Genomic DNA, 24,940 nt, shown 5'->3' on the forward strand with positions numbered 1-24,940 from the left:
ATTTAAATAATTTTTATAATATAATTTTTCGTCAGAACTTTGTCTGGTCAAAATCAATAAAATCTGAATACGATGAATAATCAGAAAGAAATACAGATTCAGGCACAGGGAGTGAAAAGCAAAGGCCTTCCTGCTGCATTATGGGCACTTACAATAAGTGCATTCGGAATAGGAACCACCGAGTTTGTCATTGTAGGGCTTCTTCCTACAGTAGCATCAGACCTTGGCATCAGCATTCCTTCAGCGGGACTTTTAGTAAGTCTTTACGCAATAGGGGTTGCCATAGGAGCACCTATACTGACAGCCCTAACCGGGAAAGTTCCGCGAAAGATTCTTCTAATTTCGATTATGCTGTTATTTGTTATTGGTAATGGATTGGCTTCAGTAGCTCCGGGATTTTTTACACTGGTTTTGGCCAGAATTCTGACCGGATTTGCCCATGGAGTTTACTTTTCTATAGGCTCCACAATTGCCGCGTCGTTAGTCACTGAAGAAAGACGGGCAACGGCTATTTCAATTATGTTTTCAGGGCTTACCCTGGCGATCGTGACAGGAGTTCCACTGGGAACTTTTATCGGGCAGCATTTCGGGTGGAGAGCCACTTTTATCGGCGTTTCCATTCTGGGAATCATAGGACTGATCGCAAGTATGCTGTTGGTTCCGAAAAACCTTAAAAGCGATCAGACAGCCTCTTTAAAAAGCCTGCCCAAAGTATTGGGAAACAGACGTCTGATCTTTGCATTTTTAATGACAGCCATGGGATACGGAGGAACATTTGTTGTGTTTACCTACTTATCACCGATTTTACAGCAGATCACAGGATTTCAGGAATCCACCGTAACATTCATCCTTCTGGTATATGGAATTGCGATTGCCCTGGGAAATCTTTTCGGAGGAAAAATGGCCAATAAAAAACCGTTAAAAGCTCTTTTATGGATGTTTGCAGCACAAGGTCTGGTATTACTGGCATTTTATTTTACAGCTGCCAGTCCGGTACTGAGTATTATCACGCTCTTTCTTTTAGGAGGCTTATCTTTTGCCACCGTGCCCGGATTGCAGCTCTTGGTAGTACAAATCGCAGAAAAAGAAGTTTCCGGTACAGAAGATGTGGCATCAGGAATCAATATTGCAGCATTTAATATCGGGATTGCGATAGGATCTTATACTGGTGGGCTTATTGTAAACTCTTCTTTAGGATTGAACAGTACACCCTGGATCGGAGCGGTATTTCTATTAGCAACAGTATTAATCACATGGTACAGCATCCATTTGAGCAAAAAGAAATAAGAAAGGGAGAAGGAAGAGATTATTTATTATTTTTTTCTCTCGCTGATTTTGCAGATAACGCAGATCTTAAAATAACGGTATGTATATGAATAAAGTTATAGGTGATTGACAATTCTCGTTATACTGCCTTGCTTTTAGTTGACTCAAATGTAATATTGTTTAAAGCCTGAATATTCAAAAAATCTGCAAGAAATTTTTTAATTTTAATATTTTCCCTCATATTAAAGAGTCTCTAAGCTTTTTTTCAGAACAAAATAATTTCCAACCTCTCTCTTCCACCTTAGATTTCATGAATTTCAGAATCTGTAAATACAAAAAACTTTCCGCTTTTGGGAATATTTTTGGTATCAAGTCCTGTAAATTCACTGAAGGCAGGTAGAAGAAGCTGTCCGGAAGTCTGTACAAAACAAGGAAGTCTGAAGCTTTTCACTGAAGAATTCAGGATAACGCCCGGATGAATATGCCCGGTGATCTGAAATCCGGAGCGTGTTTTATCAAAATCATGAATGAAGATAAAATCGTCGATCTGCAGAAGTTCAGCCCTGAAATTCAGGCATAATTTACGTTCCAGGGCTTCTGTAATCCGATCGTGGTTACCTTCGATAAGATAAAATAAGAGATCAGGATACTGATTTCTCCATCGGCAAAACTCATCCACGTCAGAATTATCTCCGGCATGGAGCAAATCACCAACAATAATGAATTTATCAGGGTTAAAATAGGCTATGAGAGCAGATAATCTTTCCAGATCGCTTTTCATAATATGATTGGCCAGAGCAATCCCGTTTTTCCGGAAATGAGCTGTTTTCCCGATATGAAGGTCAGACAGGATTAATGCTTTCTCTCTTTTCCAGAATGCGGCGCGCTGATTGGTTAACGTGAAAACTTCGTTGCTGATCGTGATATTTTTTACGGCAATATTCAAGACTGTAAATGATTAAAAATGTCAATGGTGAATTATACTTCGTAAGTCAATTGTCAATTAGCTTCGCTGTGAATTTTACCAAATGAAAAGCATTGACGGTGACTTATCTATAACAAAATATTTTTTCCGGCCTGTTCCACCATTTTCCTGATCCTGGCATCAAGGCTTTCACTGGATAAGGTCTGCCTCAGGCTATCTACTTTGATCGGGAAGCTGAGCGGGGTAAAGGTATTGGAATATTTTAAAATAATTTTTGATTTTTCTATTCTTTTAAAGGCTTCCACCAATCGCTGTTCCTGAAGCTGTATATTGAAAACCTCTGTATACGCCTGTCTTACAAGAAAATGATTGGGGTCGTGATCTTCTAAAACCTTAAAGATTAGTCCGGCTGAACTCTGCAACGACTTATTGGAGCGCTGTTTTCCTGCATAATTCTGGATCACCATTCCGGAGATCACAGCAATATCCCTGAATTTTCTTCTGGCCATTTCCGCTGAATTAATGCTGGCGATTACATCATTCATCAGGTTTTCCCGGGTGAGAACAGCATGCAGATTTTCTTCATTCAGAGGAATTTCCTTGTCACTGAACAGTTCAAAACCGTAATCATTCATCGCCATGGAAAAAGAGATCGGGGCCAGCTTTGAAATACGGTAAGCCATCAGGGCTGCCATCACTTCATGCACAAGACGCCCTTCAAAAGGGTACATAAACAGATGATAACCTTCTCTGTTTTTGATCATTTCGACCAGAAACTCATCTTCTTTGGGAATATGCGAGTTCTTTTCCTGCCGTACCAGAAGCGGATGCAGGAATTTCAGTTCTTTTTCCGAAGTTTTGGGATTCAGGGCATGGGAAAGTTTTTCTCTTAAAAAATGTCCCAGATCAGAGCTTAGAGGAAGCCTTCCGCCCAGATAACTAGGAGTTATTGCCTTTCCTTTGGCTGATCTTACATAGACGGTCATATCTTTTATCATGGTCACTTCAAGAGTACGTCCTGCCAGAATAAATTTTTCTTCTTTTTTGAGTTTTGAAATAAAATATTCCTCCACCATACCGATATAACCACCTGAAATAAATTTTACTTTCAGCATAGCATCACTTACAATAACGCCCATATTCATACGGTGGAGCATAGCGATTTTTCTTGAGGTCACTTTATATAAACCGTTTTCCATAATGATAATCTTATGAAATTCCTCATAGCTTTTTAAGACACTTCCCCCGATGGTCAGAAAATCAAGACAGCTTTTCCATTCATCATCCGTCATTTCCCGGAAAGCATATGTTTTTTTGATCCTTTCATAAGTTTCTTCGGGATAAAAGCCATCTCCAACGGCTAAAGTCATCAGAAACTGAACCAGCACATCAAAGCATAATACCTGAGGCTCGCGGGGTTCTGTTACTTTTTGTTTGACCGCTTCTTTTAATGCTGAAACCTCGATCAGTTCCAGGGAATGAGTAGGGACGCAGTAAATTTTAGAGGTTTCAAAAGGGGAGTGGCCACTCCGTCCGGCACGCTGAAGAAACCGGGCAACCCCTTTGGCTGAGCCAATCTGGATGACTGTATCAACAGGCTTAAAATCTATGCCGAGATCCAGAGAGGAAGTAGAAACCACCGCTTTCAGTTTCCCACTGCTTAAGTTCTCTTCAATCCAGATCCGGAGGTGAGCATCAATAGAGCTGTGATGAATGGCGATCTGACCTGCAAAATCAGGATAGGCGTTCAGCAGAAGCTGATACCACATTTCACTCTGGCTTCTTGTATTGGTAAAAACAATGGTAGAAGTAGATTCAAGAATAACCGGAACGATTTTATCTGCCAGTTTCGCGCCCAGATGTCCCGCCCATGGAAGAACCTCCACTTCATCAGGGAAAACAGGAAGGATTTCAATTTTTTTATATTCTTTGGCGGTAATTTTTGTTTTTTTGATGTCGTAAGGAATCAAAACCTCTATAGCTTCATCCAGATTTCCGATGGTTGCGGTAATTCCCCAGATTTTCATAGCTGGAGCATATTTTCTCAATTGGGAGATGGCCAGTTCTACCATAACTCCGCGTTTAGAGCCCAGCAGTTCATGCCATTCATCCACTGCGGCACATTTCAGATCCTGAAAAAACCTGCTGTGATTTTTCTGCCCCAGAAGCAGATGAAGACTTTCCGGAGTAACAACAAGAATTTCAGGCATGTTTCTTACCTGTTGCTGCCTTACTTTGGGGTCGGTATCGCCATTTCTTACTCCTACGGTCCAGTCCAGACCAATCTCATTCATGGCTTCTTCCATGGCTTTGGCAATATCTTTTGCCAGAGACCGGAGCGGAGTGATCCAGATCATTTTTAGCCCTTTTTTATACTTTTCTGGATGGTTCATAAAATCTAAAACCAATGCCAGAAATACAGAAAACGTTTTTCCGAACCCTGTGGGAGCTATCACCATACCGCTGTAGCCGTTTCCGAATTTGCGCCAGGTCTCGGTCTGGAATTTAAATGGAGCAATACCTTTTCCGGTCATCCACTGCTGAATGACTTTAAAGCCGTTGGTATTTTCAAATGTATTCAATTTACTGGATCAGTTTTTTTATTTCTTCAAGATCATCAATTTCATCAACGGTTTTATCTCTCCGCCATCGTACAATCCGGGGGAACCTCAAGGCAACCCCGCTTTTGTGCCTGCTGCTGAATCCTATGCCCTCAAAAGCTATTTCAAAGACCAGCTCTGCTTTTACCGTCCGTACAGGTCCGAATTTTTCAATGGCATTTTTATTGACAAATTTGCTCACTTCCATGATTTCTTTATCCGTAAGCCCCGAATACGCTTTAGCGATGGTTACCAGAGAATCTCTGTTTTTTACGGCAAAAGTATAATCCGTGTAATAAGCGCTCCGTCTGCCACTTCCTTTTTGGGCATAAATGAGCACTGCATCAATGGTCAGCGGGCTTACTTTCCATTTCCACCAGTCACCTTTTTTTCTTCCGGCATGATAGGGTGAATTCTTTTGTTTCAGCATCAGTCCTTCACTGTTGATCTCTCTGGATTTTTCCTGGATGCTGTTCAGTTCGTCCCAGTTTTCGAATGTTATAGTCTGCGAAATTCTGATTTTTTCAGGATGTTCATTCAGTAACAATTCTTCCAGCATAGCTCTTCTTGCCTCCATAGGTTTTTCGCGGAGATCGGTTCCTTCCAGTTCAAGAAGGTCATACACAAAAACTTCAATCGGAATATCTGCCAACATTTTTTTAGTTAAAGTTTTCCTGTTTAATCTTTTTTGTAACTCATTAAAATTTAAAATATTACCATCCTTTACCGCAAGTATTTCTCCATCTAAAACAAAACTTCCTTTCATCATTTTTACAGCATCCCTGATCTCAGGAAACTGTTCAGTGACCAGCTCTTCACCCCGTGACCAGATGAAAACTTCATCATTTCTTTTGATGATCTGTCCACGGATGCCATCCCATTTATATTCAATCTGCCATTCTTCAGGGGCTCCCAGCTCATCCAGTCCTTTTTCAAGAGGGTAGGCCAGACAGAAGGGGTACGGCTTTGAATTATCAGGATTAATTTTTTCTGCAGAAATCAGCTCTTGAAATGATATTTCACCGGGTTGCCATTTTCCTGTGAGGCTATGTGTAAGGGTACTGGCTTCCTGTCCGGAAAATTTCGTCAGGGCATTGATCAGTGTTTTGTCTGAAACCCCGATGCGGAAACTTCCACCTAAAAGTTTGTTGAATATCAGTCTTTCCGTATAATCCAGTCCGTTCCAGGATTGCAGGACAAATGCTTTTTTTTCTGCTTCGGTTTTATCTTTTAAATGAAGAATATCGGTCATCCATTCAGATAAAGTACGTTCAATTTTCTGTTCAGGAGGGGGGAGAATAAGAGAAAGTGTTTCTCCGAGATCCCCTACAGAAGAATACGATTCCTGGAAGAGCCAGAAAGGCAGCTGTGTAATTTCCAGTGCCCATTCTTTCATATAATTGGTATTGACGTTCCGTTTTGGTCTTTTTCCGGTAAATAAAGCGATAAACCATACTTTATCTTCATCCGGGGCACGTTCCAGATAATCAATGATGGCATCAATTTTCGCATTGGTCTTATTGGTGGTTTCCAATGCATTGATCAGATCTGCAAAGTGTTTCATAATTCCGGAGTTTCAATGATTTCTTTTTCAGATTCTTCTTCATCTTCGCCGAAAAGAGTTTCTATCACATCCGCCTTAATCCCGATTTCGTTGAGATATTTTGAGAAAATATCGGTCTGTCCATGTGTTACATGTACTTTTTCTGCCTCTGTAGCTTTTACGGCCTGAAGAAGCCCTTTCCAGTCTGCATGGTCGCTTATAGGAAATCCTGCATCCGCACTTCGCCATCTTCTGGCTCCCCGTACCTGCATCCATCCTGAGCATATAGCAGTGGCTGCATCCGGTATTTTTCTGATGATACTGCTGTCCAATAAAGCAGGCGGAACAATCACAATCTCATGCTGAAGTTCTTTGATATTTTCTCTGAAGTCTGCAATCTTATAATCAGGAAGCAGAATACCCGATTCTTCAAAAGCTTTATTCAGTTTCCCGATAGAATAATGCACATATGTTTTTCCCAGACCTTCGACGGCTTTCATGATTCGCTGGGCTTTACCTAAAGAATATCCTATGAATACAGAAGTTTTTGAGTTTTCCTGATTTTTCAGTACCCAGCTTTGAAGTTTTTTATTAAGGTCATTAACTTCCAGCCAGTTGTAAATGGGAAGCCCGAAAGTACTTTCTGTAACAAATTCATTGCAGCGAACCAATTCAAAAGGAGTGCTCAAACCATCATCCTGTATTTTATAATCCCCTGAAACAACGGTTACAAATCCTTTGTATTCAAGCCTGATCTGAGCCGAGCCGATAATGTGGCCTGCCGGATGGAGGGATACTTTTACCCCGTTGATGTGTACTATTTCACCATATTCCACGCTCTGGCATTCAATATCCGGTCCTATTCTCTGGTAAAGAACGGGTTTGGTAAAATGATGACACAGGTATTTTTTCATTCCCCAGCGGGCATGATCAGCATGTCCGTGTGTAATGACAGCCAGGTCTACAGGTCTCCAGGGATCAATATAAAATTTCCCCTGAGGACAGTAGATTCCTTTTTTGGTGAATGTGATTAGTTTCAATGGTGTGATCGGTTTATATTTTACATTCAAAAATCCCACCAAATTAAGATAAATCATGGATATCAATATTTCTTATTTCGGGACTTTCATATTTCCTGATCTCCGGAAGCTATTTCAAAGGACTTTCATCCGGATGTGTGGTTTTATTTATTCCACTGTTTATTACGGATTCCTGCTTTCATTCAAGGCTGAAAACTTATAGAGCAGCTTTAGAAACTCAGTGAAATTTTTCAGAAGTCAAGAGATTATCTTTCAAAATCATAGAAATTAATTCCCACGTCTTCATTTTTGATTTTTACTACTCTCATATTTAACGGATAAAATATAAATTCTCCTGCACCGGATATTCTGGCGTCCAGAAGATGCCCTGCCACTGCGGTATAATCTTCTCTTCCCAGTGTAATATGAAGATGAAGACTTGGTTTTCCTTCAATTTCTGAGACATTTCCGGATATATTGGTGATTTCCATCTGTTCTCTAAATGTTCTGTCAACATATTTTTTTTCGGAAGGTCTGAAAAAACGCAATGTTGCCTCATCCACCGCACCTATGCCAGTCACTTCTCCTGCATGGATATTGTGAGCGGTAATAAAATCAGTGAGGGCTTCTACAATTCCGGCTCTGTTTTCTATGCTTACGATGTAGATTCCGTCAACTTTTCTTGCTGACCAGTGTTTTCCTTTATAATTTTGTATTTCCATAATATGAATTTTAATCTGTTCTTATGAATTCTGATTTTCAATTTTAGACGTCCAACGGACAAAATAAATGCAATAATTGTGCTTTAATGTTTATTACCAGATTACGCAGATTTTTTTGTTGTGTAGGGCTGTTTCGAAAAATAAAAATTAAGGCAAAGACTATTTTTGAAATTACTGATTCTGAGTAACCAAAGGAATGCGGTTTTGTCACTGATGAAGCTGTAGGGCTACAGGTATGCTTCATCGAATAAACGGAGTTGATTCTAAGATTAGCGAGAAAAATTTTCAGCTTTTTCAGATGTATATCATTAATTTCATTTCCTGCAAGTTTTAAAAGTTCCAAAACATGACGAAATTTGCAAAAAATCATTCAATGAAGATCATCGATATAGAAAACTGGAACCGTAAAGAGCATTTTGAATTTTTCTCAAAAATGGCAAGCCCGTATTTTGGCTTTACAACAGAAGTAGACTGTACCAATGCTTACAGACATGCCAAAGAAAACGGGTATTCTTTTTTCGCTTCTTATCTTCATAAATCAATGAAGGCCGTAAATGCAGTTGACGAACTGAAACTCCGGATCCTTGACGGAAAAGTGGTTTTGTATGACACGATTCATGCAGGAACGACCATAGGCAGGGCAGACGGGACTTTTGGTTTTGCATTTATGAATTTTTCAGAAGATTTTAAAACTTTCAATGCAGCGATGCAGGAAGAAATTGCTGAGGTACAGGAAACATCAGGAATCAGGCTTAATAATGGGGAGCTGGGAAAAGATCTGATTAGGCATACAACTATTCCGTGGAACTCTTTCAGTGCATTGCTTCATCCGACAAATCTTGACCGCACGGAATCTGTTCCGAAGATTACTTTCGGTAAATTCAATATCCAGGATGACCGAAAATATCTTCCGGTTTCCATAGAAGCTCACCACGGGCTGGCAGACGGAATCCATATCGCGAAATATCTTGAGGAATTTCAGAAGCAGCTGAATAATGGTGAATGAATAGTCAATTAGCTTTGCAGTGAATGTAATTGTGAAAAAATAGTTTACATAATTGATTATCAGGTGTTTTTAAGGCCTAATGGGTGGTGTTTGGAGGGCCATTTTTTCATTAAAAAGATAATGTGGATTTTTATATTTCTTCAGACTCTTAGAAAATAAAATGGGTCGTTCATTTTTAATTCTTACGGGAAACCGTAATGGATTTTTCTCTATTTCACCTAGTTTTGAATCTGGAATTATTATACTATATTAGAAGTTTAATTCATTCAATATAGATTAATACACAACAGACCTTCAAAATACTGACGAAACCATGCAGAACGATCCTTTTATGTCTCATGACGAATCCATCATTGATGTTTCCGGAAATGCTGATGTTCCTATCCATTACGGAACAGCTGTTCCTGAAAACAGTCTGGCTTCAGACGAATCCTCATCTGATTCTGAAAGCTGGAAAACAGGAAGAAAATATTCCAGAAAGCTTAATCTGACGGCTGAACAGGCTGTTGTAATGGATAAGCTATGGTTCACAACCAATGTTTTTAACGAAATTGAATATTGCAGAATACAGATCCTGAAACAGTTTTTAAGAGCTTTTGAATTTCTTCAGAATAACTGTATTCCGGTCAACAGGGCTTATGCTTCGGTGATTGAAGAGCTGTCGGAAATTATCGTCTGCCTTCAGTATAATTACAAAAAAGACAGCTTAAACTACCAGTATACTTACGATTCTGTGCAGGGAGAGATCCTGAATCATATCTTAAAATTATGTGAGAATAATGTTCGTGAGGCTTACGGAATTAAAAGAAAAATCAATACCGATTTTCCTTACGCCAATCCGGACATACAGCATCAGTATAACAGAAAAATTGTTTCTAAGCTGGAGATTTTTCTTGCTGAAAACCGGAATCAGATTCTGGATGCCGATTATAAAACCAATATCATCCTTAATGAAAATAATACAAGCCGCTGGAAAACAAAGTTTGATGAAATTAAGGGAGATTATTCCAACCCGGCGGCTTTTGAAAGGGAAATTTTCAGGCTAGCAGATGTTAATATTAAGAATCCTTCAATAGATCTGATCTTTTTTGAAGCTTCAAAATTTGTTGCCAGCCATGATAAAAACTGTGCACTGAGACTGTATATCCATTACCTGGATAAAGATATGAATTCTCCGAAGCTTGACAGAAAACAGCTGACTAAGAGCATTCAGAAAAGCCTTTTTTCCACTACAGAACAGGTACATGATTTTGAAAGAATTCTAAGTAAATTTATCAGAGACCGAAATCTTGAGGAAGCTATTGAAAAGGCCAATCAGCTTTATCTTCCAAAGCGGAAGAAAATCGTTATTGATCCTGATGCCGTTGAGGATGTCAAAAGACAACATTCAGGAACGGTGGCTCTGCTGGAAGAATATCTTAGCGATGAACCGGAAACCACATCAATAAAAACTGAAGATTCTGCCGGCAGTGAAGAATTAACGATCAATATTGCTCAGACAGACGCAGAACCTCAGATCATGAAATACCGTGAAGAACTGAATTTAACAGATATTCAGCAGGAAGTTCTAACCCTTTTTGAAAAGCAGAGCTTTAATATTCCACAGAGTGAAATGAGTACATTTCTAAGAGCTAAAAACCTTTTCATGGGGGCTGTGATTGACTCTATCAACGATCTCTGTTATGAAATCCTGGACGACATCCTTATTGAGGAAGAGGATGATTATTTTACGATGAATACAGATTATTATAAAAAACTTTTGAACAATGATTGAAAATATTAAGCCCAAAGAAGCCACATCCATTATCAATTCCCTGGTGAGCGGTGTTGTGCCGAAGATTGGTGTACAGCATATAACCGTTGGAAGATCAGAAGAGATCAATGCATTTATCAATTCTCTGGATGATGTAAAAAACGGTCACAGCATGGCCAAATTCTGGATCGGAGATTTTGGAAGCGGAAAATCCTTTATGCTTCATTTACTGAATACGGTTGCCCTGAAACAGAAATTTGTAGTAGCCAATGCAGATTTTACCCCGGATAACAGGATCTATTCCAATGACGGGAAAAGTGTGATCCTTTATTCTGCCATCATGGATAATATTGCCATTCAGACTAAACCGGAAGGAGGCGCGCTCCAGACTTTGCTTGAAAAATGGATCGAGCAGGTGATTACCAAAACAGCTGAAGAAAACAGGATTTCAATTACAGATATCCGTCATGACCAACATACAGATCTGATCAGAAGCGCTATTATGAAAACAGTCAACGAAATTACTGAAGTTGGGGGTTTTGATTTTGGTTCGGTGATCATAAAATATTATGAAGGCTATATTTCAGGAGACGACCAGCTACGAAGAAATGCTCTGAAATGGCTGAAAGGGGAATATTCTACAAAAACAGAGGCAAGACAAGATCTTGGGGTGAGGGAAATCATCAATGATTCCAATTATTACGACATGCTTAAAAATTTCTGTAAGTTCTTTGTGAGTATGGGTTACAGCGGTTTTATGATCAATCTGGATGAAGCGGTTAATCTGTATAAAATTTCCACGGCTGCTGCCCGTGAAAAAAATTATGAAAAGATCTTATCAATTTATAACGACTGTTTTCAGGGGAAAGTTTCCAATCTGTTCATCAATTTTGCCGGAACAAAAGAATTTCTGGAAAATGAAAGGCGGGGACTTTTCAGTTATCAGGCTTTAAAAACAAGACTGGAAACCAATAAATTTGAAACTGCGGAGATCAGAGATTTTGCTCAACCGGTTATTAAATTAACCCCACTGGATCACAACGAAATATTTGTGCTGCTGAAAAAATTAAAGCTGATTTTCGATTTCAATTATAAAACAGAACTGAACGTCACAGATGAGGATATTTCTGCATTTATGGAAGAAATGTTTAATAAACCGGGGGCTTCGGAATTCCTGACGCCTAGAGAAGTGATCAGAGATTTCTTAAACATCCTGAATATCATCAGACAAAACCCAGGTGCGGATAAAAAAAGACTATTCGGAGAAATTGAAATTTCTGATGAAAGACCGAATGATCTGGTACTTTTAGACAGTATTGAAGAGATATGACGGCTTTCGACATACTCTCTGAGCCGATCAGAAAATACATCAGGGATCAGAAATGGGAGAGTTTAAGACCTATCCAGGAGGCTGCGATTCAAAAAATTATCTCAACGGACCGTAATTATATTCTTATTTCCAGAACGGCTTCAGGTAAAACCGAAGCCGCTTTTCTGCCTATTCTGTCAAAAGTAAATTTTAAGGAACCAGGCGTGAAAGTGCTCTATATCTCACCGTTGATTGCATTGATCAATGACCAGTTTATGAGGGTAGAAAAGCTGTGTGAATATCTGGATGTACCGGTAACCAAATGGCATGGCGAAGCTTCAAAAGGAGCCAAAGACCGACTGATTAAAGATCCTGGCGGAATTGTACTGATTACTCCCGAATCCATTGAGGCTATGTTTGTCAACAAACCCTATAACGTCCAGCATTTATTTTCCTCGCTGGAATATGTGGTTATTGATGAAATTCATTCTTTTCTGGGTTCTGACCGGGGAATTCATCTTCAGTCATTGCTGCAGCGTTTGCAGAGGATTAATAAAAGTACGTTTAAGATTGTAGGTCTTTCTGCAACAGTTAACGGCGATAATCAATATATTGAGCTGAAAGAGTTTTTGGGTAACCCAGAGAACACAACAGTTATTAAGGATACCAATCCTAAGCCTATCAATGCTGTTTTCAAATATTTTCAGGGAACGGTTGAAGAACTGCCGATTGAACTGCTGAAAGATCTTTATATAAGAACCCGCGACCGTAAAGTACTGGTTTTTCCCAATGCCAGAGGGAGAGTGGAGGAAGTGGCTGTAAAGCTGAAAAAGATCTCAGAAAAAGTAGGTGGCCATCCCAATTATTTTGCCCACCATTCATCTGTAGACAAAGAAGTTCGGGAATATGTTGAGTTCTTTGCCAAGAAAAGCAAAACGGAAAACTTCTGCATCTCCTGTACTTCTACCCTGGAACTGGGAATAGATATCGGAAATGTAGACGAAGTAGCCCAGATTGATGCCACCCACAGCATTGCTTCTCTCATCCAGAGAGTAGGCAGAAGCGGGAGAAGAGAAGGAAGATCCAGCAATCTGCTTTTATATGCTACGGAAAAATGGAGTCATCTTCAGTCCTTAGCCTGCTGGCTTCTCTTTACAGAACAGTATATAGAACCGGTCAATGTTCATCAGAGACCTTATGATGTGCTTGTTCACCAGATTCTTTCTATGGTTAAAGGAAGTTCAGGAATTACCCTTACCAAATTACTGGAAGAGCTTGCTGTCAACTCAGCCTTTAAAAATATTAAATCAGAAGAAATTACGGAAATTATTAATCATCTTACCCTTATTGATTTCCTTGAAAAACTTGGAAGAGAATATATTATCGGAGTGGAAGGAGAGAAGGTGGTGAATGCAAGAGATTTTTATACGCTATTTCACACTCCGGTTTACTTCAAGGTTTCCAGTCAGGGAATAAAGATCGGGGAGCTGCCGCTTTCTCCACAAATCCGGGTTGATGAGAATATTTATCTTTCCGCCAGGATCTGGAAAATAAAAGATATTGATTTTGAATCTAAAAAAATAGAAGTAATCCCAACAAAAGATGGCAAAAAACCGATGTTTTTAGGAGATTCTGCGGATACGGCTACCAGAATCAGGCAAAAAATGCTTGAGATCCTTATTTCTGAAGATCACTATGATTTTATGGATGATGCGGGAAAAGAAATTATCAGGCAGATGCGTGAAGAGTTTAAAGTTTTCGATATTGCCGATCCAAAAACAGAAAGGCCTCTTTTATCCGGTCCGGAGAAGGAAAATTTTGAATTCTATTCATTTGCCGGGTCAAAAATTAATAGGACACTGAGTTTTATTCTTGATAAAATGGGTATTGGGAACACTCTTGATGACAGAGAGACCTTGTTTGAAATTGAACTTCAGAAAAAACCAGAGTTTATGTCGTTGCTGAAGGATCCTGTTTTATGTAATACCGATTTTGAACCGTTTCTGACTGAGCTGCTGGAAACCCTGCCCGAAATCCTGAGTTTTTCCAAATGGGGAACTTATCTCCCCTTACAGTATCAGGCAGCCATAGTAAAGGAACGCTATTTTGATTTTGACGGATGTTTTAAGTTTGTTGAAAAACTGAATTTCATCGAAAACAAACTATTACATTCTTAACATATCAGCCGGAACTTGTAAAAAAGATCCGGCTGTTTCATTCATTAGTAAAATATTTTTCCTCTTTCAATTTTTACTATTTTGTCTTTTTCCATATTTTTTATGGCCCTTATTACCGTTTCTACACGGAGCCCTGTGAGTGAAGCAAGCTGCTGGCGGGTAAGAGGAATCCGGAATGAATAAGAGCTTTTATCTTCATAATAGCTTTTGAGATAATCCATCAACTGTTTCAGCTTAAGAATGGGATTCTGAAATGAAAGGTTATACAGCATGACATACTTGTAGTACATCCTTTCAGCTAGGCATTGATAAATATTCAGTGAAATTTCAGGATTTTCCCGGATGATATCCAGAAAACTGGATTTTGGCAATTTTAGAATATGAGATTCCTCCATTGCTACAGCATTCATTGGATAGGGTCTCTCCACAAACAGCAGGGACTCACCAATGCTGTGCCCGTCAGAAAATATATTCTGGAGAAATTCTTTCCCGTCTTCCGTATAATTATTCAGTTTTACCTGGCCGCTTCTGATCTGATAATAATACAACGGAGAGTCTCCTTCCCGAAAAATAATATCTCCAGTTTTATAATATTTGACAGTAGCTCCGTATGAAAGTAATAAATCTTCAGTGATCATAGGTGATCTGTTTTTTTAAATTAAAATTTTAAACTGCTGTTTAACCTGAGTGTTCTGGTTAAGGAGTTTAAATATAAAAGGCTAGAAGTCACTTTTGGTTATAAATACTGAAAACCTCTGTAAAATCAAATTTGCTAAAAAAAATGGTAATCTATTATTGATGTCCTTCAGAACCTAACTCTTCCATCCCCAACTTCCAAGCTCTATAAATCAAAAATTCTTATCCTGAACTGAGGTTGTTTAATAATTTTTTCATCATCTGAATAAATACATTGATTGAGATCATAAAAAATAAGCCTGGTAATCCTTTAGATTTGCTGTAAATAATAAACAGGAAGGCTTAATTTCCTAGACTGAGTTTAAATTAGAAAAATTATATGGGCCGGAGAGATGACGTGGTATGTATGTGGTATTTCAATTGCGGAAAAATTTAATCATTTTTTCTTTCTTTGTTTTTGTTTTAAAATATCCGGCAGGATTTTCTTTCCCGGAAATTTTTAGAACGAAGCTGAAACCAGGATACGCCATTTGACCCTTATGAAATTTTAAAAAAACAAATTAAAGCTTCTATGGAAAGAAGCTGAAAACAGCTGTTAAAGCATAGTGAAACTGAAGCATTGTACTGCCGGAATATTATAAATAGGCATGAAATAAGTAGAGATGAGAAAACAATTATGAAAAACAAAAAACCTGAACCCAATTTAGAAAATTTGAGTCAAAAAATTTTAGTACAGGATGAAATTATAGCACTGGCCAAGGAAAACTCTCCCCGGCTGCTGAATAAATTCAGATTGGTATATCCGGATTTCTTTGGTAAAATTGGAGCCATACAGCCCAATCTCAAAAATTCTGAACAGATTTTCTGCATCTATCTAAAGCTCAACTTTACCACTAAAGAAATTGCAACGTATACTTTTGTGACACCAAAGGCCATCCAGAACAGGAAAAATAGGCTCAGAAAAAAGCTTAACATTCTGTCTGAGGTTGATATCTACAAATGGTTTAATGACCTTTAAAGTTTGTTTGGGATTACATTTGGATTACTGCTTTATCCAGATCATGATAAAGTAGTATTTTCCATCGGTTTTCAATGGCTTCTTTCTGCCATTTCAGCCTTAATTTCATCGCTTTTCTGCCATCAAAATCAGTTTTGTACGCAAGGTGGTATTTCAGATAAGATTCCTGCGGAAGATCATCGGCTCCGTAAAATACAGTTTCATGATTTTCCCTGATCCAGAATACCTGCATAAAAGGCGTATGTCCTCCCACAACCTCAAAAGAAATTTCATCCGTGATCTGACCTTTATCTTCATTCATCCAGATGATGTTGGGTAGTGAAATCAGTTTTTCCAGTATTTCAAAATCGAAAGAAGGGTTACCCTTGTTTTCCATGGCATAGTTCAGTTCCCGCTTCTGGATAAATATTTCCGCATTGGGAAATACCGGCTCAAAACCGTTCTTTGTTAGACGTATACTGCCATCAATATGATCTTTGTGAAGATGGGATAGTAGCAGTTTGGTGATCTGTTCAGGTTTTACATTTTCTTTTTCCAGGATTTCGGAGATTACAATTTTTCCTTCAGGTGTTTTCCATCCGATACCGGTATCAAGAAGGATATGATCATGTTCTGTAATGATCAGAAAAGGCTGTACTGACATTCTGATCCCTTTAACGGTATCAAAATTTTCAGAGGTTAAAAGGGTAAAATCTTTCGTTCTGCTGGCTGAAAAATTGCCTTCTTTAAGCGGAATAATTCTCATGATGCAAATTTCCCTAATATTTTCAAAATCTGAAAGCCTTTTTCTCAATACAGTTCATTGGCAAAAACAATCATGATGTAATCAGTAGAAAATAATAACAATCTTTTCTCCGTTAAAAAATAATACAACCTTGCCAGGTATTCTGCTGAGGCTGTACAGATGAAAAATTATACCTTCTCGTTACTTGAATAATTTTAAAAATGCCATAGAATCAGGGACTGTTTTCCGGAGCAGTCTCTTTTTTATTGATTATCTTTGCCCGTCAAAAAGAAACTGTATTTCCTGTTGGTATTAACGGTTCTGAACTACTTTTTCCATATGTCTTAGTAATTCAATTTGATGTAAAATTTAAATCTATGATGCAGGTAAATTCATCAAACGGTATTTCCCGTACTGTGATCTGGCTGATGGCGGTTATTTCAGGGCTTGTAGTAGCCAATAATTATTATAACCAGCCGCTTCTGGCTCTTATTTCAGATGATCTTAAGGTTTCAGAAAGTGCCGCAAGCAGGATTTCTGTTCTTACCCAGATTGGGTATGCCCTGGGATTGCTGCTGATTGTACCGCTGGGAGATAAATTTTACCGTAAAAAACTAATTTTATTTGACCTGTTTCTGGTATTCGGATCTTTGCTATGGATGACTTTTGCCAATGAATTGTGGATGCTGTATGCGGCTAGCCTTCTGATAGGAGCTACTTCCGTGATTCCGCAGTTGTTTGTTCCTATTGCCGCTGAACTTTCATCAGACCAGGAAAAATCTTCCAATATCGGAACGGTAATGTCCGGATTGCTTCTGGGAATACTTCTTTCCCGTTTCATTGGCGGGATTGTAGGAGAGGTCTGGGGCTGGAGAGCCATGTTCGGGATTGCTGCAGGACTTATGATTCTGGTCTGGATTGCTGTTTACAAAATGCTTCCGGAACTGCATCCTAACTTCAAAGGAACCTATAAAGAGCTCATGGGCTCTGTTGTCCATCTTGCCAAAACGCAACCGATTCTGCAGCTGGCCTCATTCAGAGGAGCAATGGCATTCGGATCTATGTGTGCTTTGTTTACCACACTGGTTTTCCATATGGAAAAACCGCCATTCAATGCCGGTTCTTCAGTCGTGGGAAGTTTCGGACTTGCCGGTGCTGTAGGAGCTTTGGCAGCAGCTAAAGTAGGTAAGATTCAGAAATATTTGGATATTAACCGGATTATTCTGTACTCACTTCTTATTGTTTTGGGAAGCTGGGGCTTCACTTATTTTGCAGGAGAAACCTATTGGGGGCTGATTGTTGGCGTTATCCTTGTCGATTTGGGTGTACAATCAAGTCACATTATGAACCAGACCAACTATTTCCTGATAAAATCCAATGCCGTGAACAGATTAAATACTGTTTATATGGTTTCCTATTTCATCGGCGGATCATTGGGAACATGGCTGGCGTCTGTTGCATGGCAGTATGCAGAATGGAGCGGTGTATGTTTTGTAGGAGCTTCTTTTGGCTTGCTGGCCATCATTGCTCATGTTCTTTTCTGTAACAGGGTGGGAGTTTCAGAAAGTTAACTTTCAATAGAGAATATCAGTTTCAGTAGTCGATAATATATATTGTAATAAATTTTGTTACAATGACATGATAGGTTAAATTTGGGAACGTAAAACTTTATCAAGAATAAAAATAAAAAATGAAAATAGAAATATGGTCGGATGTAATGTGTCCGTTTTGTTATATCGGTAAGCACAACTTTGAGCAGGCATTGGAAAAACTGCCGTTTAAAGATGAAGTAGAAATAGAGTGGAAGAGTTTTCAGCTTGATCCCTCCCTTGATCCTGCGTCTACCCAAAATACGATTGAATATTTTAAGGAGAAAAAAGGATTTCCTGAAGCACAGGCTTCACAAATGATCAGCCACGTTGCAGAAGCAGGAAAAGGAGCGGGAATTAATTTTGATTTTGAAAAAGCTCTGATCACCAATACTTTTAAGGCACACCGACTCCTTCATCTGTCCAAAAAACATGGGGTTTCTTCTGAAATGGAAGAAGCGTTGTTCAAAGCTCACTTTATAGATGGTAAGAATGTTGGAGATGTAGATACTTTAATTGCTCTGGCTGAAGATTTAGGCATTAATCATCTGGAAGCAAGATCAGCTTTAACTTCCGATGAATTTGATTATGAAGTGAATCAGGATATTATGGAAGCGAGAAATAATGGTATTTCCAGTGTTCCTTTCTTTGTCCTGAACGGGAAATATGCCGTATCCGGGGCACAGCCGCCTCAGGTTTTTGAAGATGCTCTTCAGCAGACTTATAAAGAAACGGTAACTCCTTTTAAAGATCTTTCACAAGGAGGTGCTTCATGTGATGCGGATGGCTGCAGTATTTAATATTCTGAATTTCCAATGATAAAAATTAACGACAAACTTCATTTTCCGATATCAGAAACACTTTTTGTATTTGCTCTGGATTCAGAAGCAGGAAAGGCCTTCGATGGGAAGAATAAATTAATAACAGGGATAGGAAAGGTAAATGCTGCTATAGAGCTTACACGTGAGGTTCATTTACGAAAGCCTAAACTAATCGTTAACCTTGGTTCGGCAGGAAGCCAAAGCTTTGGGAAAGGAGAAGTGGTCTGCTGCACGAAATTTATCCAGCGCGATATGGATGTAAGAGGACTTGGCTTCAGTTTGTATGAAACCCCTCTGTCCGGAATTCCGCCGGTACTGGAATATGGAATGCAGATGAACGGTTTGAAAGAAGGTATCTGCGGCAGCGGTGATAGTTTTGAAATGAATCATTTTGAAACAGACTACAATATCGTAGACATGGAAGCTTATCCATTAGCCCTTATCGCTAAAAAAGAAAATATTCCGTTTTTGTGTCTGAAGTATATTTCGGATGATGCAGGAAGTGATGCGGCAGACGATTGGAGCGTACAGGTACATCTGGCAGCGGAAGCGTTTAAGAAAATATTATTTTAATCTTAAACCTGTTTAAGCCTCTTATACGATTGATTATCCTATTTTTATTGATAAAATTCGATACATCAAGCTTGAAATTTTTTTTAAAAGGTCATGCAAATTTGGATTTCTTCAAGTCTGCAAAAAAGGTTAACGCAAAGTTGATGAATAATTCCGCTTTATTTTAAGCAGGCAAAGTGAGGCCACTTCACCGCTCATGAAACGGTATGTTTATTCATACGCTTCGACGAATCAACGAAGTTGATCTCATCCTTTGCCCCCTTAAAATCAGCAGCTTCAAAAATGAAATCCTTTGCGTCAGGAAAAAGCACTATAAGAACATTATCTTTTTAATCAAAAAATACTCAAAGAATGTGATTGATATTAAGATTTGAATGGTACAAAAAATCAAATTAGAAATTTAAACAGGCTCTTAAAACTTAAAAATGATCCCAATTATAATCAATAAGGCAACCGCAGAAGATCTTGAAGTAGTACAAAATCTTGGCAGACAGACTTTTTCTGAAACTTTTTCAGACAGCAATTCTGAAGAAATGATGAAACAATATCTGGAAGAAAGCTTTAGCACAGAAAAGATGATATCCGAACTGAATAATCCGGATTCCTATTTCTTCATTGTTTGTGAAGATGATGATCCTGTAGGCTATCTTAAACTGAATTCAGGACCGGCACAAACAGAGCTTCAGGATGATGCTTCTCTGGAAATAGAACGGATTTATGTCAAAAAAAGCCACCATGGTAAAAAAATAGGACAATTACTGTATGAGAAAGCTCTCGAAATGGCGGAAAATCTTCAGAAAGAATATTTGTGGCTAGGCGTTTGGGAGGAGAACCATAGAGCTCTTGATTTTTACAGAAAAAATGGCTTTGAAACATTCGGAACCCATACTTTCAGGCTGGGAGATGATGAACAGACTGATCTGATGATGAAAAAAGTTCTGAATCCGTAATTTAGAGATTTGAAAGAGTTTATAGAACAGATTAAGCAGTATTATCCGCTGTCTGACAAAACAATTGCAGCGCTGATCAATATTTGTACTGAAGAAAGATACTCTAAAAATGAGCTTTTGCAGGAGGCAGGAGCAGCAGCCAGGTATTATTATTTTATAAAATCGGGGCTGGTGGGGTATTATACAATAGATGAACAGGGTGATTCCGTCTATAAGATTTTTTTTGAAGAGCATAGTTTTGCTGCCTCTACAGCGGCTATTGTGGAAAACCGGGCGAGTGATTTTACGATTATTGCCCTGGAAGACAGTACCGTGATCCGATATCCTGTCCGTGAATATAGAGAACTGCTTTTAAAGTACCATGATCTGGCCCTGTTTCAAATTCATTACCTGGAAAAAAACTGGGTGGTGAAAAAAGAACCGTTGGAAATATCTTTAAAACATGAAACCGCTAAAGAACGTTATCTGAAACTTCTGGAGAACAAATCACTATACAGCCGTCTGAAACAGCATCATATTGCTTCTTATCTGGGAATTACACCCACTCAGCTCAGCCGTATAAAAAAAGAAATAAGATAACAAAAGCTTCAACATATGTTGAGGCTTTTTCATGAGATCATGAGCATCTTTGTGTTAGGAAATTATTTCGTAATTAATTATTTTATCGTATGAAAAAGCTAATGAGTCTTATAATCCTGACAGCAGTATGCATTCCTATGTCTGCTCAGAAGATCATTCATCAGGAGATCTTCAGTTCAAAAATGAACAAAAAAATAAAAGCGGTGATCATTACTCCTGACGCACAGCAGGGAACAACCTACCCATCAGTCTATATTCTTCACGGATACAGCGGAAATCCGGACCGAATTCTGAAACAGGATATTCCAGATCTGGCTAAGAAAGCGCAGGAATATAAAACTATTTATGTTCTGCCGGACGGAAATTTTAATTCCTGGTATGTCGACAGCCCGATTGTTAAAGATTCTCAGTATCAGACTTTCATTGGAAAAGAGCTGGTAGAGTTTATTGATAAAAATTATCCGGTAAAGGCTGAAAAAAAATTCCGAGGCATTCTGGGCTGGAGTATGGGCGGCTATGGAGCAGTTACTATCGGAACCGTTTATAATAAAACTTTCGGTATTGTGGGAAGTTCCTGCGGAGCACTGGATCTGGCTGCATTTGGACCTGGATATACTAAATATAACGTAGATAAAGTGCTGGGACCTGTGGCTTCGTTAAACAAAAACTTCCTGACTGACAGTAAAACCAAACTCATGGTTTCTGCCGGACAGCAATACATTTTTGACTGTGGTACAGAAGATATTCAGATGATTGAAATGAACAGGAATTTTCATAAAAAACTTACAGACCTCAAAATTCAGCACCTCTACACTGAATCTTTAGGCGGTCATGATGATCAATACTGGAGCCGGTCACTATCTGAACAGCTGGTTTTGTTTGATAACTTTTTTAAACATTAACAACATAAAAAAACAGCCTTCCAAAATCGGAAGCCTGTTTTTTTAACTATTTAACCTCAGTTCTTAACTCGAACTCTTAGGTTAGTTATTATTCTTTGTCTTTCGTGAATTTTAATTTCAAAGATTTTCCCTGATTGAAATCAATGGTTTTCAGCTCTGGATTAAAAGTCATTTTGATCTCGTCCTCTTCATTGGTAAAGATATGATTTTCATAGGCAGTCAGTTTTACGGGTTCTTGTCCTTCTGCTATTGCCTGTATATAAAGAACATGATCCTGCACAAATACCTTTAGTTTCATTGGAAAATTAGGAGCACTATAAACTCCTGTATAAGAATTCAACTGTGTATCGGTTGGTGTAACTGCTTTTAATGGCTTTTCAACGTCCAGCTTTTCGTTATACAAAACTTTGCGGATTTCGTCTATCGGAACAACTGTTTTCCGGGTCATATTATTCTGAAGCAGAATGAACGTTTTATCGTTATCCATATGCCGTTCTATATAAGTAACGTATCCTGACCAGCCACCTGAATGATTGGCTATTTTTCCATATTTTGGGCTGTTTTTCACTTTCCATCCGAAACCATAGCCGCTTTGTTTTCCGTCACCCGTTGTAACATCGTTAAATATTAACTTTTTATCATCGTCATTTACAAGCTTGTTCGTGTATAAAGCTCTGTCCCATTTCAAAAGGTCTTCAACGGTAGAGTTCACCATTCCGTCACCTACAACTCCATCCAGATAATAGGTATAAAACTCCTTTCCATAGCTGTCCAGAAGAACCTTTTTTCCGGAATTATCTTCTTCATAGCCTAAGGCATAATTGGCGATGGTCTGCGGTTTGTAACGGCTTCTGTATACAAGGGTATGATCCATGCCCAGAGGTTTAAAGATATTGGCTTTCAGAAAATCTCCAAAAGATTGTTTGGAAACCCGTTCAATAATACTCCCCAACAATGCATAACCTGTATTGCTGTATTCATATTTCTGACTGGGTTCAAATTCAAGAGCCGGTTTGTATTTTGCAAATTCTTTGACGATGTCGTCATTGACCGCAAATTTACTTTTGTCCCAGTTTTTTTCGAATAATTCCATATAATCAGGAAGTCCGCTCGTGTGGTTCAGGAGATTTCTTACCGTTATTTTATCATAGAAAGACAGTTCAGGGATATATTTTGAGATCTTATCATCATAGTTGAGTTTTCCTTGTTTGTGTAACAGAACAATTCCCATTGCGGTAAACTGTTTAGAGACAGAAGCCAGTTCAAACGTCGTTTTAGGATCCAGTTTGCGCTGTGTTGCTTCATCCGCTATTCCGTAGCTTTTTTCGAAGACAGGTTTGCCCTTTTCAGCGATCAGTACATTGCCGTTGAATTTTTTCTTGTTGTACAGGGAAGTAAAAATACTGTCCAGAACCTTAGTTTTGTCCTGCGCAAATGATCCGATGGAAAATAGCACAAGATTAACGCATACTGCTTTTCTTACAGTTGATGCCATGATTGATTTTGTCATGAGATATGAGTTATTAGTTGGTGAGGTTAAAATAGTTTTGATCAAATATAGTCTAAAAAAGCCTTAATTACAGAGGAAATACAAAAATCCCTTTTAAGCACAGAACTTAAAAGAGATTTTGATGGTTGAATTTCAAAATGTTAACTAAACATTTTGAAGTTGCTGAAAGTTTTTACCCAAATGTTCTTCGATTACAAAAAATGGATCGTCTGTAAGAGTATGGGCTCTCATATCAATCAGGCTTACTTTACTCATCATTCTAAGCATGATTCTTCTTTGGCACTGATGTTCTACACCATCAATATTCCTTACTCCGGCACGAAAAGCTGACCTTCCATGAGCACATAAATGATTGTTGACCAGAATAACATCGCCAGCCTGTGGCGTAAAATTCGAATAGATCAGATGCCGTGCCTCTTCCCAGAATTCACTTAAACAATGATGCGCTTCTTCCGACTGCTGAATGTCCGGATTGAACAATTGTTCTGCCGCATCAAACCTCATAAAAGGAAGACGAAAGTTACCATAGAGAACAGAATCTAAAGTCTCTTCCTCATTCGTATCCGTCTCCAGATTAGCATCCTTGGGAATTTTATAGATCCGTTCAAAAAGAGGTTTGAAGTTTTCCCCGATAGATTCATGAGAACGAATGGAGTATAGGGTAGACGGTACCTGCTCTTCATTCCGGATATACATGAAGCTGAGGAAATCTGCCTGATGTTTTAAGAAAGCATCTTCGGTATGAACATAGAGATCTGTTGCAGATCCTGATCCTGTCTGAGTTTCACGCATTTTTTCATCAGGAATAATGGCATGGATCAATCCTCCGCCTTTACGCTGTGAATAATATTGTACAGGTTTTGACGGAAGAGCACCGTGAACCAATGCGCAGGCAAATCCATAAAGATTAAATTTAGAGGAGTCGGCAGACTGCCAGTTGGATGGAGTAATACCAATTTCCTCCTGATCGATGTCCATAAGGCCTTTAAATATCAATGCTCCGTATTGGTCTTTTGAAAAATCGCTTGCAAAATCAGCTGCTATATTCAGAATTCTTTCGGGCAGAAAATAGGACGCAAGCTGGTGGACATGTCTTATAAAATCTCTGTTTTCATAGCTGCCATATTTTCTATGAAGATGCACCGCTGCATCTTTTATCATTCTTCGCTCCTGAGAAGTGATCTCAATAGCTGCAGGAAGCAGTTTTACGGCAGTAATACTGTCTTTATCTAAAATTTCTATAGAATTCATTAAAAATAAATTTGGTGTTAAGTAATAATTTTTATATTTGTTTTTAATTATTCTAAATAACAATAGC

21 protein-coding genes are annotated in these 24,940 nt (G+C 38.6%); 12 read left to right on the forward strand and 9 right to left on the reverse strand.

Annotated elements, in window-relative coordinates; genetic code table 11:
• Window positions 1-72: 72 nt before the first annotated feature.
• Window positions 73-1,287, forward strand: a complete 1,215-nt coding sequence (locus tag FW768_RS02845) for an MFS transporter (protein ID WP_153392200.1) — start codon at window positions 73-75, stop codon at window positions 1,285-1,287.
• 280 nt (window positions 1,288-1,567) lie between these two features.
• Here FW768_RS02845 and pdeM read toward each other — a convergent pair whose 3' ends face one another.
• The 5 genes from pdeM to FW768_RS02870 form a co-directional block, all read right to left on the reverse strand.
• A complete protein-coding gene (gene pdeM, locus FW768_RS02850) occupies window positions 1,568-2,212 on the reverse strand; it encodes a ligase-associated DNA damage response endonuclease PdeM (RefSeq protein WP_153392202.1) in 645 nt (214 codons plus the stop codon).
• Between the two features lie 107 nt (window positions 2,213-2,319).
• A complete protein-coding gene (locus FW768_RS02855; protein WP_153392204.1) occupies window positions 2,320-4,773 on the reverse strand; it encodes a ligase-associated DNA damage response DEXH box helicase in 2,454 nt (817 codons plus the stop codon).
• 1 nt (window position 4,774) lies between these two features.
• On the reverse strand, window positions 4,775-6,355 hold the full coding sequence (locus FW768_RS02860; protein ID WP_153392206.1) for an ATP-dependent DNA ligase: 1,581 nt from the start codon (window positions 6,353-6,355) through the stop codon (window positions 4,775-4,777).
• Window positions 6,352-7,374 carry a ligase-associated DNA damage response exonuclease gene (locus FW768_RS02865; RefSeq protein WP_153399758.1) on the reverse strand — a complete coding sequence of 341 codons (1,023 nt, stop codon included), beginning with the start codon at window positions 7,372-7,374 and terminating at the stop codon, window positions 6,352-6,354. Before FW768_RS02865 ends, FW768_RS02860 begins: the two co-directional genes overlap by 4 nt.
• Window positions 7,375-7,619: 245 nt before the next feature.
• Window positions 7,620-8,075 carry a PPC domain-containing DNA-binding protein gene (locus FW768_RS02870; protein ID WP_153392207.1) on the reverse strand — a complete coding sequence of 152 codons (456 nt, stop codon included), beginning with the start codon at window positions 8,073-8,075 and terminating at the stop codon, window positions 7,620-7,622.
• 346 nt (window positions 8,076-8,421) lie between these two features.
• Here FW768_RS02870 and FW768_RS02875 point away from each other — a divergent pair, with 346 nt between their 5' ends.
• From FW768_RS02875 to FW768_RS02890, 4 genes are all read left to right on the forward strand, one after another.
• Complete coding sequence (locus tag FW768_RS02875) at window positions 8,422-9,081, forward strand: chloramphenicol acetyltransferase (protein ID WP_231128620.1); 660 nt, start codon at window positions 8,422-8,424, stop codon at window positions 9,079-9,081.
• A gap of 313 nt (window positions 9,082-9,394) precedes the next feature.
• A complete protein-coding gene (locus tag FW768_RS02880; protein WP_153392209.1) occupies window positions 9,395-10,855 on the forward strand; it encodes a tellurite resistance TerB C-terminal domain-containing protein in 1,461 nt (486 codons plus the stop codon).
• Entirely contained in the window at window positions 10,848-12,164 is a 1,317-nt protein-coding gene (locus tag FW768_RS02885) for an ATP-binding protein (protein ID WP_153392211.1), read from the forward strand. The genes FW768_RS02880 and FW768_RS02885 overlap by 8 nt, the downstream gene beginning before the upstream one ends.
• Entirely contained in the window at window positions 12,161-14,320 is a 2,160-nt protein-coding gene (locus tag FW768_RS02890; RefSeq protein ID WP_153392213.1) for a DEAD/DEAH box helicase, read from the forward strand. Before FW768_RS02885 ends, FW768_RS02890 begins: the two co-directional genes overlap by 4 nt.
• Window positions 14,321-14,364: 44 nt before the next feature.
• Here the strand turns inward: FW768_RS02890 and FW768_RS02895 are convergent, their stop codons facing one another.
• Window positions 14,365-14,958 carry a Crp/Fnr family transcriptional regulator gene (locus tag FW768_RS02895; RefSeq protein ID WP_153392215.1) on the reverse strand — a complete coding sequence of 198 codons (594 nt, stop codon included), beginning with the start codon at window positions 14,956-14,958 and terminating at the stop codon, window positions 14,365-14,367.
• Window positions 14,959-15,632: 674 nt separating this feature from the next.
• Here FW768_RS02895 and FW768_RS02900 point away from each other — a divergent pair.
• Window positions 15,633-15,974 carry a helix-turn-helix transcriptional regulator gene (locus FW768_RS02900; RefSeq protein ID WP_153392217.1) on the forward strand — a complete coding sequence of 114 codons (342 nt, stop codon included), beginning with the start codon at window positions 15,633-15,635 and terminating at the stop codon, window positions 15,972-15,974.
• 13 nt (window positions 15,975-15,987) lie between these two features.
• On the opposite strand, the gene FW768_RS02905 is transcribed toward FW768_RS02900, so the two are convergent.
• A complete protein-coding gene (locus FW768_RS02905) occupies window positions 15,988-16,719 on the reverse strand; it encodes an MBL fold metallo-hydrolase (protein WP_153392218.1) in 732 nt (243 codons plus the stop codon).
• Between the two features lie 356 nt (window positions 16,720-17,075).
• Here FW768_RS02905 and FW768_RS02910 point away from each other — a divergent pair, with 356 nt between their 5' ends.
• From FW768_RS02910 to FW768_RS02935, 6 genes are all read left to right on the forward strand, one after another.
• A complete protein-coding gene (locus FW768_RS02910; protein ID WP_231128621.1) occupies window positions 17,076-18,269 on the forward strand; it encodes an MFS transporter in 1,194 nt (397 codons plus the stop codon).
• Between the two features lie 119 nt (window positions 18,270-18,388).
• On the forward strand, window positions 18,389-19,087 hold the full coding sequence (locus tag FW768_RS02915) for a DsbA family oxidoreductase (RefSeq protein WP_153392220.1): 699 nt from the start codon (window positions 18,389-18,391) through the stop codon (window positions 19,085-19,087).
• 15 nt (window positions 19,088-19,102) lie between these two features.
• A complete protein-coding gene (locus FW768_RS02920) occupies window positions 19,103-19,681 on the forward strand; it encodes a 5'-methylthioadenosine/S-adenosylhomocysteine nucleosidase family protein (protein WP_153392223.1) in 579 nt (192 codons plus the stop codon).
• Between the two features lie 425 nt (window positions 19,682-20,106).
• Window positions 20,107-20,631, forward strand: a complete 525-nt coding sequence (locus FW768_RS02925) for a GNAT family N-acetyltransferase (RefSeq protein ID WP_153392225.1) — start codon at window positions 20,107-20,109, stop codon at window positions 20,629-20,631.
• A 9-nt stretch (window positions 20,632-20,640) separates the two neighbouring features.
• Entirely contained in the window at window positions 20,641-21,210 is a 570-nt protein-coding gene (locus FW768_RS02930; protein WP_153392227.1) for a Crp/Fnr family transcriptional regulator, read from the forward strand.
• A gap of 101 nt (window positions 21,211-21,311) precedes the next feature.
• Window positions 21,312-22,112 (forward strand): alpha/beta hydrolase, encoded by an 801-nt coding sequence (locus tag FW768_RS02935; RefSeq protein ID WP_231128622.1) that lies wholly within the window; start codon window positions 21,312-21,314, stop codon window positions 22,110-22,112.
• 88 nt (window positions 22,113-22,200) lie between these two features.
• On the opposite strand, the gene FW768_RS02940 is transcribed toward FW768_RS02935, so the two are convergent.
• Together FW768_RS02940 and FW768_RS02945 are read right to left on the reverse strand one after the other, a co-directional pair.
• Complete coding sequence (locus FW768_RS02940; RefSeq protein WP_231128623.1) at window positions 22,201-23,622, reverse strand: serine hydrolase domain-containing protein; 1,422 nt, start codon at window positions 23,620-23,622, stop codon at window positions 22,201-22,203.
• Between the two features lie 144 nt (window positions 23,623-23,766).
• Window positions 23,767-24,873 carry a TauD/TfdA family dioxygenase gene (locus FW768_RS02945; protein ID WP_153392231.1) on the reverse strand — a complete coding sequence of 369 codons (1,107 nt, stop codon included), beginning with the start codon at window positions 24,871-24,873 and terminating at the stop codon, window positions 23,767-23,769.
• Window positions 24,874-24,940: the final 67 nt, after the last annotated feature.

The organism is Chryseobacterium vaccae (assembly GCF_009602705.1).
Lineage (GTDB): Bacteria > Bacteroidota > Bacteroidia > Flavobacteriales > Weeksellaceae > Chryseobacterium > Chryseobacterium vaccae.